Raw genomic sequence first — 13,446 nt, 5'->3', positions numbered from 1 at the left:
TGCCTATATGGAGATGCCAGCCTTGGCAGATGAGGGTGACTTTTTGAAACTAACCAACAAATTAAGGGAAATTTCAAGAAAAAAATATTACCAAGCTGGTAGGGTTAAAAAACAAATTAAGGAAAATAATAGAAAAGAAATAGGGAGTTTTAGTCTAGCTAAGGCTAGAGAAATTTTTGAGATTTCGACAAGTCTTAATAGGGTCTACGAAAACACTAAGTATTTTTACTTAGAAAGGAAAGATGACCCTTATAAAAAATCTGCAAAGGTAGTTTCTGATGATTTTCTAGAAGAAGAGGAGATTTATAAGTCTATAATTAAGAGAAATGACTTAAATCCTACTTATTACGAGGAATTTAAGCTCCATTTACTCCACGCAAAGTGTCATGTAAATAAGGCAAAACTTGGTTTTGGCAAGATTAAAGATACAGATGATATCATAATTGTGATGATATCAAGCCTTGATGAAAAAGAGGACCTAATAAAATTTTTCTCAGAAATTAGTAGTAAAATCATAGATGATTGTGATTTTTTAGGGGCCATTAGAAATTTGGATGAGAATCAAATTGATCTTAGACTTAAGGAAATAATATATAATATAATTAGGGAAAATATTGAAAAAGAAGGAGAATGAGATGAATATTAAATTAGATGAAAAAAATATATTTTTAAATTTAGACAGCGTTAGCAAGGAAGAAGCTATCAAAAGAGCGGGCGAGGAGCTTGTGAAATTAGGTTGTGTTGACGAAAAATATATCGACTATATGCTTGAAAGAGAAAAGCTTACAACAACTTACATGGGCCTAGGTATAGCCATTCCTCACGGTGTAAATGAGGCTAAAAAGACAATTCATAAATCTGGACTAGTTTTCCTTCAATATCCTAATGGCGTTGATTTTGACGGAGAAAAAGCTTATCTAGTAATTGGCCTTGCTGGAAAAGGTGATGAACACCTCGAAGTTTTATCAAGTGTTGCCATTAAAATCAGTGATGAACTAGTTGAAAAACTTAAAAACACAACAAACAAACAAGACTTTATAGAAGAATTTGGAGAATAAGATGGAAAAAGCTATACAATTTGGTGCAGGAAATATAGGTAGGGGTTTTATTGGATATTTGTTAAAAAATGCAGGCTACGACCTAGTCTTTGCTGACGTTTTTGATAATGTAATCGACTTAATAAATAAGGATAAGGCCTATACAATACACGTAAAAGACGTAGAAAATGAAGATATAAGAGTAGAAGGCATTTCTGCTGTAAATTCAACAAGAGATGAAGTTGTGGACGAAATTGCAGACGCATCTATAATCACAACAGCAGTTGGACCTTTAAACCTAGTTAAGATTGCAGGAAAAGTTGCAAGTGGAATCACAAAAAGATTTGAGGAAAATTCTGAAAAGTTTTTAAATATCATAGCCTGCGAAAACGCCATAAAGGCAAGCGAGTCTTTAAAAGGCTATGTTTATGACAACCTAAGTGAGGAAGTAAAAGCCTATGCTGATAAGTATGTTGGATTTCCAAATTGTTCCGTAGATAGGATTGTTCCACCATCTAAAAATGAAAATCCACTTGATGTTACAGTAGAAAATTATTATGAATGGAATGTGGAAGAAGCAGGTTTTAGGGGAGAAGTTCCTCAAATTGAAGGTATGAACCTAGTAGGGAACCTTGAAGCCTATATCGAAAGAAAACTCTTCACCCTAAATACAGGCCACGCCTCAACAGCTTACCTAGGAAGCCTAAAGGGTTACGGAACCATCGACCAATCTATAAATGACCCAGAAATAGAAGACCAAGTCAGAAAAATCATGCAAGAATCAGGCGAGGCACTTATAGCAAAATTCGGTTTTAATAAAGAAGACCACTTTGCCTATATAGAAAAAATTATCAAAAGATTTAAAAATCCATACCTAAACGACGATGTAAAAAGAGTAGGTAGGGAGCCAATCAGAAAATTATCAATCAACGAAAGATTTGTAAAACCAATAAATACAGCACTTGAATACGACCTTTCAATTGACAATCTTTTAATAGGCCTTGCGGCTGCCCTTAATTTTAGAAACGAAGAAGACGACCAAGCAGTGGAACTAGAAAAAGATATAGAAAATCTAGGTCTTGAAAAAACTATAGAAAAAATAACAGAAATCAAAGATAAAAAAATCATAGAAAAAATAGTAGAAAACTATGAGAAACTAAATAAATAGTTTTTTTGATAATTGAAAAGAAAACCAGATTAAAAGCATTTCTTAGCTTTTAAATCTGGTTTTTTCTTTAAATATTTCACTTTTCTAAAATAAGATTTATAATATTTTCCTTATAATTTGCGATTTTAAAACCCAAATCTTCATGGATTTTAAGAGCGAAAGTACGTTCTTTTTCAAAATTATTGTGAAGGGCCCTTATAGAATCATAGGAAAAAGCCTTATCGATTAAAAGACTAAGTCCGATTTTTCCGTAGCCTTGACCCCTAAATTCGTCTTTGATTACAATTCCAATATCTCTTGCATCAGGGTTAAGCTTTGAAGGATGAAAATTTACATCTCCTACAAAGACCTTTAAATCTTGGTCATAGATATAGGCGTAAAAATATTGACCAGGATTTGAAAAATAAAGGTCATACCATTTTTTCCAATAGGTTTCGCCATGGGAAATACAGCCAGTTTCCTTATCATAGCCAGGGAAAATATCATAGCCTTTGTTGTAGGCCATGGTTGCTGGATCATTTAGGATATTTTTTGCAAAGTCTAATTCATTTTCTTTTGGGGTGTATAGTATTATTGGTTTCATATTAACTTAATCTTTAATTTTGCTTTACTTAATCAAATGGATAATATATTATAATTTCTAAATTATAATATATTATCAAAATCACGTTTTGAGTAAAGAATTCTCCTAACTTCCATAGTGTCATCTATGACCACATAGAAAATGGTATAGTTGTTAACATAAATCCTATAGTAAGGATTAATTCTAGGTTTTTTTGAATTGAAAGGAGCAAACATAAATGGGTTTTCTAGTCTTTTATCTATAGCATCTTCTATTTCATCAACAAGTTTATAAGCTGCATTAGGATTTTGTAAGTTTGAAGAAATATAGGTAGTAATTTCTAAAAGATCTTCTGTGAAAAGCGGTAAGAACCTTAATTTATAAGTTTTCTTTTGCATTTATATTTTCTCGGACCTTAGAAAAAACTTCATCTTTATTTAAACGCTCGCTAGATATAGCGGCTCTTTTATCAGCTTCGTCTAGTCTAAGTTCAATCTCATTTGTTAGAACTGAATATTGGTCTATACTCATTAGAACCATTGTTCCATAACCATTTTTTGTTAGGAAAACTGGTGAATTTGAATTTATAACAGTTTCTTCTATTTCTGGAAATTTATTCCTCAAATCTGATACTGGGCGAATATTTATCATAAAACTACCTCCTTTTTATCAATATTATATTGTTATTATATCATAATTCAACTTAGATTTTGTCATATGATGAATTAGCAAGGTTTAAATTAAGAATTATAACTTGAAAAATAGATAATAATGGAAAAACATAGCCTGGACATAATATAAAAAGCATCTCTGATAATTTTCCCCTTGTAGGCCTTTAGCCTCTTAATTTAGGAGATAGTAATATATAAATAAACCTATAAGATAAAAAATCCGAGGCCAAGACCTCGGTTTTTGCTATTTGGTGGAGAATAGGGGACTTGAACCCCTGACCTCTTGGCTGCCAGCCAAGCGCTCTCCCAGCTGAGCTAATTCCCCATGATAGGATTATTATATCATATGTAAAAAGAAAAAGCCACCCTAGTGAGTGGCTTTGTTGAAGATAATTAGTTGTTGCCTTTATCTTCTACTTTTTCTTCTACTTTTTCTTCAGCTGCATCTTTAGCTGCATCTTTTGCTTCGTCTTTAGCATCTTCAGCTTTTTCTTCAGCTTTGTCAGCGTCTTCTTTAGCGTCTTTTGCATCTTCAACTTTTTCTTCAGCTTTTTCTTCAGCTGGAGCTTCTGTTGTTGTTGTTTCTTTTGGTTCTTCTGCTTTCTTGTCAGCTGAGTTACCACATGCGCTTAGCACTAAAGCTAAAGCTAATAGAGAAAATAATTTTTTCATAGTACCCTCCTATATTTTCTTGTGTACCCATTCTCCTAAATTAAATCTGTGTCTTAGACTTATAAATCTTGATGCTTGGTCAGATAGGATACCAACCCAGATACCAGCAAGTCCTAGGTTTAGGACATTAACACAGATAAGAGTTACTATGGACCTGATAAAGGTTACCGATACAAGTGCAACTCCTAACGTATATTTTACATCACCTGCGGCTCTTAAGCAACCCCCATAGATAACTTGTGATATCTGTAGGAGGACAATAATTGTCAGAAACCTTGAAATTAGAACACCCATGTCGAGTATATTATTTTTTTCAAAAAAGATAGAAAATATATTTCTACCGAAAAATATGAGGATTAGGGATATTATTACCGAAAATATGAAGCCTAATTCCTGACAAGCCTTGCCGAGTTTGAGGGCTTCGTCCTTGAGATTTGCTCCTAGGGCGTTTCCTGTTAGGGCTATGGCTGCAACCTGCATACCGTCGCCAAAGGAGAAGGATAGGCTAAGGAGGTTCATACCGACGTTGTGGGCGGCGAAGGCTTCTGTACCGAGCCTTGCTGCTGTCATGGCTGTTATCATAAAGCCAATTCTTGCTGAGATATTTTCTACAAAGAGGTTTACGGCTAGGTTTTTGATTTCTCCTGCAATTTTTAGGGAGAATTTGAATTTATTTTTTGCCATGGTTAGGAAATTCATATAGGATGTCTTGCTAAAGAGGGAAATGATGCACATTATTGTTGCGACAACAGTTCCTAGAACTGTTGCAAGGGCAGCCCCCTTTACTCCCATCCTTGGAAATCCAAACCTTCCTTCGATTAGTAAATAGTTTAGGCAAATATTTACTAGGGAGGATACCAGATTTGAAATAAAGGCTATTCTGGTGTTGCCACAACCCCTGTGGCCTGCATTTATCAACATGGCTAGGGCGTTGAAAAATAGACCTAACATTATTATGATGTAATAATCATAGGCGAGTTTGTGGGTTTCTGCGTTTGATCCTGCGATTTCTAGGATTTTTCCAGCAAAAGGCACCATTAATAAATCAACAAGGATTACAAAAAATACCATTATGTATAGGGCTGTGGTTAGGGTCACATTTGCCTTATCCCTTTTTCCTTCGCCTTGGCGTCTGGCGACTAGGGCAGAAACGGCGGCATTTAAGGCGAAAAATAATGAAAGGGAAAGAAATTTTGGCTGGGTAGTAAGGCCTATAGCCGCTATGGCAGCAGGGCCCAGACTTGATACCATGAAGGTATCTATAATACCTGCTATCGAAACAAAGAAAAATTCCAAAACTGCTGGCCAGGCGATTTTTAGCGATTTCTTAAAATATTCTTTTCGATTTATTTTCATGACTTAGACCTCGATTAGGTTTAGGAATTTTTCGATATTTATTTCGTTTGCTCCAGGATATTCTCTTTCGTTTGCAAGGAGGATTTTTCCTATATCATGGGTTGTTTTTTCAATGGCTTTTTTTATTTCTATATTTTTTAGGAAGTAGCCTATAAATAGGCCGTCAAATAGGTCTCCAGTTCCTCCTACTTTTAGGTCTATTTTTTCATAAGGGATGACATTTTCCCTTCCATCATTGTAGGTTACACAAGGTTTTCCTCCTGTGCTTTGAGATGTAATTATTATTTTTTTACTTTGACTTGTTAAATTTTTTATATCAAGGTCTAAGAATTTTGCCTCAGTTTCATTTGGAATTATGATGTCTGCTACTTCTAGTAAATCTTTGTAATTTGCGATTTTACTCTCATCTAGGCCTTGGTAGAGCTCTCCATCATCGCCCATGATTGGGTCAAAGACTATGGTAGGTTTGTAGTCGAGATTTTTTATAAAATCTTTTATCATTTCCTTTTGGTTTTTATCTTCTATGTAGCCTATAAAAATTAGGTCAAATTTTATATTAAGCTTAGCCCAGTTTTTTAGGCTTTCTTTGATAAAGGGATCTATATTAAAAAAAGCATTTCCACCTAGGGAAAAATTGTTTGCTATCATTGCTGTTGGCAGTAAAAAAACTTCACAGTCCATGTAGGAAAGTACAGGTGCCATGAGTCTTGCAGCTATCTTTCCCTTGGATACGAAGTCGTTTAAAATTAGTACGTTCTTCATTTTATTCTCCTTCTTTATATCTTATGTATTTGCATTAATAAGTCAAATCTTAAGGATAAAAACCTTTATAGAAGTATAGTAGCAGTATGAAGGACTATAAGACAAATTTAGTTAATAAAATTAAAGAAAATAAATATGTAAAGAAAACTAAGAGGGGTCTGGGTTCTTTGATATTTTCGAGGGCAGGACTTTTTGTTTTTTTGATTTTGACTCAGATTTTTGGCCTAGTTGTGCTTTATAGGTACCTGGGTATTAACCAGTACTGGCTCTTCGGGGGTTCATCTATCTTAAGTATTATCATGTTGATGGAAATTTTAAATATAGATGATATGAATCCCTATATGAAATTATCTTGGGCACTTTTTATCTTTGTGGCTCCTACCTTTGCTATTATCGCTTTTTGGATGTCATATTTTAGGATAGGCTACAGGCGTGAACACAAGAGGGTGCTTGACCTTGAAAGAGATTCTAGAGTCTACCACCAAAGGTCGCTTAGCCAAAAAGAACTCATGGAAACAGGGGATAAGAGGTTTATAAATCTCGCCACTTACCTAAAAAACATAGGTGGATTTTCTGTCTACAAGTCAACCAAATCTCAGTATTTTAATTTAGGTGATACTATGTTTGAGGCCATGATAGAGGATATAAAAAATGCCAAGGATTTCATTTTTATGGAATTTTTCATCCTCGATTACGGATATATGTGGGGGACAATCCTTGAGCTTTTGGTCGAAAAAGTAAACCAAGGTGTGGAGGTCAGGCTTTTAATAGACGGATCTAACCTTATTACCAGGCTCCATTCGAATTTTGAAAGCGAAATGGAAGAATTTGGCATAAAATTTAGGGTCTTTTCAAAGATGTATCCAATTATCTCAACCTACCTAAATAACAGGGACCACAGGAAGGTCATGGTTGTTGACGGCAAGGTTGCCTATACAGGCGGTATAAATATAGCTGATGAATATATCAACAGGTACGAGCGTTTTGGCCACTGGAAGGATTGTGGTCTAAGGGTTGAGGGAGAGGCTGTAGAAAGCTTAACTGTACTTTTTTTGACCATGTGGAATGCAGCCAAAAAAGACGAGGCTGATGAAGATTTTAGTCCATATTTGGAATATGTTACAGGCAAGGATGAAGATGGATATTATATTCCTTTTGCAGATAACCCTACGGATGATGAGAGACTTTGCAAAAATATTTACCTTGACATGGTAAATAACGCTAGAGATTATGTTTACGCCTTGACTCCTTATTTTATTGTGGATGACGAAATAATTTCTGCCCTCCAAAGTGCGGCAAAAAAGGGCGTTGACGTAAGGCTTGGCATACCTCATATACCTGACAAAAAAGTTGCCTTTATCCTAGCTCAAAACCACTATGCAGAGCTTGTAAAATATGGGGTCAAGATTTATGAATACTTGCCTGGCTTTGTCCACTCTAAAACTTGGCTTGCCGATGGAAAAATCGGCGTAGTTGGTACTATAAACCTCGATTACAGGGCCCTTTACCAAAACTTTGAATGTGGGGTTTTGGTTTACAAGTCAAAGAGTCTAGAGACTATAAAAAATGATTTTGATAAATTTTTTAGGCAAAGTAAGCTTGTGACTGATGAGGACGTGGCAAATATGAAAACATCAACAAAAATCGCAGGTAAAGTCTTAAAACCCTTTGCGCCTTTGATGTGATTTAGGCAAAGTATTTGAAAAATATACCCTAGGTTAAAAGCCAGATAAAATACTAAAATCTTGGGAGTTTCCAAGGGGAAAATAAAGCTTTTAACGATTGACTTTTAGTTTTAACCATAGGTGGATAAAAGAAAGAGAATATTTTTTACTACAGGGGGCTGTTGCAGAATGAATAAATCGTCCCGATATCATCATAGGAACCTCTCGTGAAGTTTCGCCTCCATGAGCCGGCGGGCTAAACATGAAACTTTGAGAGAGAACCCTATGATGATGGGACGATAATTATTCACAATTTGCAACATCCCCTTTTTATTTGACAAAAAATCAATCCTTGATATAATGATAATAAGATGTATGGTGTATGACCAAACAGAAAGGAGTTAAGATGTTTAAATTAGATCCAAATTCGGAGACTCCTCTTTATATGCAGATTGTTGAGCAAACCAAGGTTGCCATTGCGGCAGGCTACCTTCAAAATGGGGATAAGTTTCCATCAGTAAGAGAATTATCTAAGGAACTTTTGATTAACCAAACAACCGTTTCCAAGGCATTTAAAGAGTTGTCAAACCAAGGAATTATTAAAACCCAACCGGGCATAGGGACTCTTATCAAGCTTGATAGGGAAAAAATCGACCTAAAGAGGGACGAATTTTTGGAAAAGCTTGAAGAAGACCTATCCCAAGCCATTTTCCTTAATATTTCTAAGGAAGAAGTCATCGAATTGTATGAGAAAGTAGAAGGTGAGATAGATGTTATTTGAAGTTAACAATATCAGCAAGGCTTTTGGCAAAAATCAGGTCCTAAAAGACGTATCTTTTGTTCTAAGACCGGGCACAATTACAGGTATAGTCGGCAGGAATGGTTCAGGTAAGACTACCCTCCTTAAAATCCTTTGTGGGATTTATTTGGCGGATGGAGGAGAATTTACCCTTGATAAGAAAAAATTAAGCGAAAATCCCAAATTAATCAAGCATATAGGATTTTTGCCGGACAGGTTTGATTATTTTAGCTTTTATAAGGTAAAAGACCTGCCAGAATTTTACAAGATAAGCTATGAAGATTTTGACAGTGATTATTTCTTTGCTGAAATAAACAAAAATGAAATTGATCCAAACCAAAATATTAGAAACCTCTCCAAGGGACAAAAAAACCTTTTAGGATTAATTACAATCCTTGCATCAAAGGCTGATATTCTCTTAGTTGACGAGGTCCTTGACGGTATGGACGTTTTGAATAAAAAACTTATCCTTTCTTACATCCTAGATGCCAAGGAAGAGGGGAGAACCGTCCTTGCTTCAAGCCACGACCTAGACCATTTAACAGGAGTTTGCGAGGAGATTTTATATCTTTCTAAGGACGGCAGGCTCAAAAATACAAGTGTGGATACCAAAAATATAAGGAAGGTCCAAGTTGTTGTCAAAGACAAACTCCCACAGGCTTTGGCAGATAATTCTGTCCTTGTATCTTCTCTTGGTAGGGTCAAGGTTATTCTAATTAAGGCTGATGATAAGCTCTTAAGCGAGTATTTATCAGATGATGGAATTGTCCAGTATGACATGCTTGATCTAAAAATAGAAGACTACTTCTATATGGAAGCTGGAGGTGAAATATGAAAGACTTTAGGAAATTACTCAAACTAACTTGGAAGAGATATGCAATCTGGCTCCTACTTTTAGGATTTTTCTTCACCCTTTCTAACACTCTTGGGGTTAAAAGTAACTTAAAATGGGACGCAATAAGGATTACAGACAATGTAAGGCAAATGGAAAATTATCTTGGTGAGGAGAAAAGTCATCCGAAAGATCAAAAAATTGATGAAAAATATTTAAAGGAGGCAGAAAAAACAGCCCAAGCTTTTGCTAAAAAATATAAATTAAGATATAGAAAAGAAAGGTCTTATGATGAAGACTACATGGAAAAACTCAACAAAGACGACCTTTGGGATAAGCAAACTACCTACGAAGAATATATGAGAGGAAGAGAAAATATTAATTCCTATAAGCTAGACATGACAGAAAAACTAACTAGCTCCATGGCTCTAGCCCTTGTCTTTATCATGATAATCTCGATGGGTCTTACATCTATTGAAGAATCCCTGAACTACTATGACTTTACCAGGATGCTTCCTTGGTCAAAGAAAAGGGAATTTTTGATGAAAATAGGGGTGGCCCTAGTATTTGGACTCGCCTTGTTTATAATAAATATCCTAATGGTAAGTATTACAATTAAGGGATCAGTATTTTCTGAAATAGCAAGTTTTGCAAAGATAGGGACTTTCCTCATGAAATCTATGATTTCTATGGTATCAGCATCTCTTGTTGGCGTATCCCTAGGACTTTTGGCAGGAAACTTCCTTGGCCATATAGGACTTTCGATCATTGCCATAGGTTTTGTAGAATGGTTTAAACTCCTAATATATTCCTTTTTGGGAATATTTGGAGACACCTATCCAGGAACGTTCAATGATGCCTATTATAATTTTAAAAATGACCTAGCTCCAGCAAGTAGAGTCTTTCTATCACTCTTAAATGCAGATTTTGAAAAGATATCAACACTTTGGGCAGGTTTGGTTGTTGCCCTCATAATCGCTATAGGAACTTACTTCCTAATAGGCAGGTCTTCTGCAGAAAGATCAGGTTACATGGTTAAAAATAGTGTCTTAGCAGAGATTTGCAAGTGGGCTGGAATCTTATCCCTTACTTCCATCCTCTTTGTGATAATTGCAGGCTTAGTAAGCTCTGGCGAAGGAAATATTATCCTAAGAATCATTGCCTACGCCCTTTCACTCTTGATATCTTATAAATTATTTGATATCCTATTTAAGATAAGACTTAAATTTTAAGAGGAGAAAGCTATGGCAAAAGATAGATTAACTTGGAATGAATATTTTATGAGGCTGGCAGAAACTGTTGCTATGCGTGGAACTTGCGACAGGGCCTACGTTGGTTGTGTCCTTGTAAATAGTGAAAATAGGATAGTTTCTACAGGCTATAACGGGTCAATTAAGGGAAATGCCCACTGCGATGAGATTGGCCACACCATGAGGGACGGCCATTGCATAGCGACTATTCACGCTGAGATGAACGCCCTCTTGTACTGCGCCAAGGAAGGGATTGCAGTAAATAACTGTATTTGCTATGTAACCCATTTTCCTTGCCTAAATTGCACAAAGAGCCTAATTCAAGCAGGTATTAAGAAAATTTACTATAGAAATGCCTATCGTGTGGACGACTATGCGACTGAACTTCTTAAGAAAAATGGAATTGAATATATCAAAATTGAAGAGAATGAAAAATGATTTTGGCGGCAGATTTTGACGGGACAATTTTTATAGACGAGAAAATTTCAGCCAAAGATATGAGAGCAATTAGAGATTTCCAGGCATCTGGGAATCTTTTTGCTATTGTGACTGGCAGGTCTTTTGCAAGTCTATTTCCCTTAATAGAAGGAAAAATTAAGCCGGATTCCTTGATTTGCAACAACGGGGCCCATATTTTTGTTAGTGATAAGGATGAATTAGAAGAAGTTTTTAAGGCCACTATTTCAAAAGCAAAAGCCAGAGAATTTATGGATTTTTATGGCAAGGAAATCCCAAATCAAATGGCGATTTTTACGGAAAGTAAAATGGAGAAAACTTTGGAAAATGTAGATGAATCTATAATGGCTCTTGCGATTTATTCTGATGATGAAATTGTTAATCATTTCCCAGAAGACTTTGATTTTCATTATTCGATTGGCGTTATAGATGTGGTGAAAAAGGGTATAAATAAGCAAAGGGGAATAGATTTTATCAAAGAATACTATTCTTTTAACGGAGAAATTATTGCCATAGGTGACGACTACAATGATATTGATTTTCTAAAAAATACACCTTTTTCCTATACTCTCGACTATGTCACAAATGAGGATGTAAGAGAGGTCTGTAATTTTAGCGTAAAATCTGTGGCAGACTTAATAGAAAATCTCATGGAGGGTATATGAAATATTCAGAAGACGGCAGACAGTACCACATAGGTTTAAAGGCGGAAGACATTGGTAAATACGTAATCTTGCCAGGTGATCCTAAAAGGTGCGAAAAAATCGCAGCCTATTTTGAAAATCCAAAAAAAGTTGGCGACAGGCGTGAATTTGTGACCTATACTGGATTTTTGAATAGAGAAAAAGTTTCAGTCACATCCACAGGTATAGGCGGGCCATCGGCTGCTATTGCCTTGACAGAACTTGCTAAACTCGGAGCCCACACCTTTGTTAGAGTCGGCACTTGTGGGGGTATCGACACAGATGTAAAAAGCGGAGATATAGTAATAGCTCAGGCTGCCATCAGGGCAGAGGGCACCAGCAAGGAGTATGCTCCAATCGAATTTCCGGCTGTGGCAGATTTTGGGGTGACATCTGCCCTAAAGAAGGCGAGTGAGGACCTGGGTTTAAAATCCCATGTGGGTGTTGTCCAATGCAAGGACTCCTTTTATGGCCAACATGAACCAGAATCAATGCCAGTATCCTACGAATTAACAAACAAGTGGGAGGCCTGGAAAAGGTTAGGAACCCTCGCCAGCGAAATGGAATCAGCAGCCCTATTCACTGTGGCAAGTTTTTTGAAAGTTAGGGTCGGGGCCTGTTTCCTAGTGGTAGCCAACCAAGAAAGGGAAAAGGCAAATCTAGATAATCCAGTCGTCCACGATACAGACCTTGCTATCAGGCTAGGAGTAGAGGCCCTTAAAAACTTGATAGAGGATAAGATATTTTAAATACGAAAATTTTAAGGATGCTTGCAGGAAATGGCAGGCATCTTTTTGGTTGGAAATCAGGTAAATATTTACCTAATATTTGGAAAAAGACAGAAAATGCAAATCAAATGTAAAATAAAAGTTTTCCTAAAAATCAAAATATCTGCTAAAAATGATTGACAAATGATAAACTATATCATATAATGATAGCAAATATTACGGAATCGTTTCCGTAAGGAGGACACTAATGAAAAGCGGAAAGATATTTAAGGCATGTAGCCTAAGCCTAGCCCTACTTTTACTAGGAGGAGCAACAGTAACACCACTTGCAAATGTTTATGCGACAGAACAAGGTCAAGAAACAAATCAAGCTGCCAAGAAAAAAATAAGGATAACCTACAAAGGTGATTCATCATTCGAATTTATCCATGTATGGAATGAAACTAAAAAAATTGGAGGAACTTCTTATCCGTTACAAGGTAGTGGAGATAACCGTTATATAGAAGCCGATCTAGAATATGATGAAGGCGATCAAATTGGTTATATAGTTGCCAAAATAGACCCAAATGATTCTACAAAATGGATAAAGGATATGACTGGCAAGGAAAATGATGCAGGAAATAGATATGTAACAGCAACTAAAACAAATATGGAATTTGGAGTAGAAGAACATAAAGAAGGAAAACCAGAAATAAAAGAATATAAACCAACTCCACCAACTGAAGGAGAAGGTTCAGAAAATAATGGCCAACCAGGAGAAACAACTCCAGACGATAAAAAGCCAGGCGAAACAACTCCAGACGATA

Annotated in this window: 17 protein-coding genes and 1 tRNA gene; 11 read left to right on the top strand and 7 right to left on the bottom strand. The window is 35.9% G+C overall.

Annotation, left to right across the window (positions count from 1 at the left end; all coding sequences use genetic code 11):
- The 3 genes from RQ907_RS04220 to RQ907_RS04210 form a co-directional block, all read left to right on the top strand.
- On the top strand, window positions 1–634 hold a 634-nt coding region (locus tag RQ907_RS04220), incomplete at its 5' end, for a PTS sugar transporter subunit IIA (RefSeq protein ID WP_311492145.1).
- Window position 635: 1 nt separating this feature from the next.
- A complete protein-coding gene (locus tag RQ907_RS04215) occupies window positions 636–1,058 on the top strand; it encodes a PTS sugar transporter subunit IIA (RefSeq protein WP_311492144.1) in 423 nt (140 codons plus the stop codon).
- 1 nt (window position 1,059) lies between these two features.
- A complete protein-coding gene (locus RQ907_RS04210; RefSeq protein ID WP_311492143.1) occupies window positions 1,060–2,205 on the top strand; it encodes a mannitol-1-phosphate 5-dehydrogenase in 1,146 nt (381 codons plus the stop codon).
- Between the two features lie 76 nt (window positions 2,206–2,281).
- On the opposite strand, the gene RQ907_RS04205 is transcribed toward RQ907_RS04210, so the two are convergent.
- The 7 genes from RQ907_RS04205 to RQ907_RS04175 all read right to left on the bottom strand — a co-directional run bounded on the left by RQ907_RS04205 (window position 2,282) and on the right by RQ907_RS04175 (window position 6,228).
- Entirely contained in the window at window positions 2,282–2,788 is a 507-nt protein-coding gene (locus RQ907_RS04205; protein ID WP_311492142.1) for a GNAT family N-acetyltransferase, read from the bottom strand.
- A 62-nt stretch (window positions 2,789–2,850) separates the two neighbouring features.
- Complete coding sequence (locus tag RQ907_RS04200) at window positions 2,851–3,165, bottom strand: type II toxin-antitoxin system RelE/ParE family toxin (protein ID WP_311492141.1); 315 nt, start codon at window positions 3,163–3,165, stop codon at window positions 2,851–2,853.
- Complete coding sequence (locus RQ907_RS04195) at window positions 3,146–3,418, bottom strand: type II toxin-antitoxin system prevent-host-death family antitoxin (protein ID WP_311492140.1); 273 nt, start codon at window positions 3,416–3,418, stop codon at window positions 3,146–3,148. The genes RQ907_RS04200 and RQ907_RS04195 overlap by 20 nt, the downstream gene beginning before the upstream one ends.
- 269 nt (window positions 3,419–3,687) lie before the next feature.
- Window positions 3,688–3,763, bottom strand: a tRNA-Ala gene (locus RQ907_RS04190).
- Between the two features lie 68 nt (window positions 3,764–3,831).
- Window positions 3,832–4,110 carry a hypothetical protein gene (locus RQ907_RS04185; RefSeq protein ID WP_311492139.1) on the bottom strand — a complete coding sequence of 93 codons (279 nt, stop codon included), beginning with the start codon at window positions 4,108–4,110 and terminating at the stop codon, window positions 3,832–3,834.
- 9 nt (window positions 4,111–4,119) lie between these two features.
- On the bottom strand, window positions 4,120–5,460 hold the full coding sequence (locus RQ907_RS04180; RefSeq protein WP_311492146.1) for an MATE family efflux transporter: 1,341 nt from the start codon (window positions 5,458–5,460) through the stop codon (window positions 4,120–4,122).
- Between the two features lie 9 nt (window positions 5,461–5,469).
- Window positions 5,470–6,228 (bottom strand): bifunctional hydroxymethylpyrimidine kinase/phosphomethylpyrimidine kinase, encoded by a 759-nt coding sequence (locus RQ907_RS04175; RefSeq protein ID WP_311492138.1) that lies wholly within the window; start codon window positions 6,226–6,228, stop codon window positions 5,470–5,472.
- A gap of 86 nt (window positions 6,229–6,314) precedes the next feature.
- On the opposite strand from RQ907_RS04175, the gene cls reads away from it, so the two are divergent.
- From cls to RQ907_RS04135, 8 genes are all read left to right on the top strand, one after another.
- The gene (gene cls / locus RQ907_RS04170) at window positions 6,315–7,913 is read left to right on the top strand and encodes a cardiolipin synthase (protein ID WP_311492137.1); all 1,599 of its coding nucleotides are present in this window, start codon (window positions 6,315–6,317) and stop codon (window positions 7,911–7,913) included.
- Window positions 7,914–8,298: 385 nt separating this feature from the next.
- Entirely contained in the window at window positions 8,299–8,673 is a 375-nt protein-coding gene (locus tag RQ907_RS04165; protein ID WP_311492136.1) for a GntR family transcriptional regulator, read from the top strand.
- A complete protein-coding gene (locus tag RQ907_RS04160) occupies window positions 8,663–9,526 on the top strand; it encodes an ATP-binding cassette domain-containing protein (protein WP_311492135.1) in 864 nt (287 codons plus the stop codon). Before RQ907_RS04165 ends, RQ907_RS04160 begins: the two co-directional genes overlap by 11 nt.
- A complete protein-coding gene (locus RQ907_RS04155; protein ID WP_311492134.1) occupies window positions 9,523–10,755 on the top strand; it encodes a hypothetical protein in 1,233 nt (410 codons plus the stop codon). Before RQ907_RS04160 ends, RQ907_RS04155 begins: the two co-directional genes overlap by 4 nt.
- Window positions 10,756–10,767: 12 nt before the next feature.
- A complete protein-coding gene (locus RQ907_RS04150) occupies window positions 10,768–11,211 on the top strand; it encodes a cytidine/deoxycytidylate deaminase family protein (RefSeq protein WP_311492133.1) in 444 nt (147 codons plus the stop codon).
- Window positions 11,208–11,894 carry an HAD-IIB family hydrolase gene (locus RQ907_RS04145; protein WP_311492132.1) on the top strand — a complete coding sequence of 229 codons (687 nt, stop codon included), beginning with the start codon at window positions 11,208–11,210 and terminating at the stop codon, window positions 11,892–11,894. The genes RQ907_RS04150 and RQ907_RS04145 overlap by 4 nt, the downstream gene beginning before the upstream one ends.
- Window positions 11,891–12,661, top strand: a complete 771-nt coding sequence (gene udp / locus RQ907_RS04140; RefSeq protein WP_311492131.1) for a uridine phosphorylase — start codon at window positions 11,891–11,893, stop codon at window positions 12,659–12,661. The genes RQ907_RS04145 and udp overlap by 4 nt, the downstream gene beginning before the upstream one ends.
- A gap of 226 nt (window positions 12,662–12,887) precedes the next feature.
- Window positions 12,888–13,446: hypothetical protein (locus RQ907_RS04135; RefSeq protein ID WP_311492130.1), on the top strand; the 559-nt coding region annotated here is incomplete at its 3' end.

The organism is uncultured Anaerococcus sp., from assembly GCF_963510575.1.
Taxonomy (GTDB): domain Bacteria; phylum Bacillota; class Clostridia; order Tissierellales; family Peptoniphilaceae; genus Anaerococcus.
Note: the sequence above shows the minus strand (reverse complement) of the source record. Positions and strands in the feature narration are given on the sequence as shown.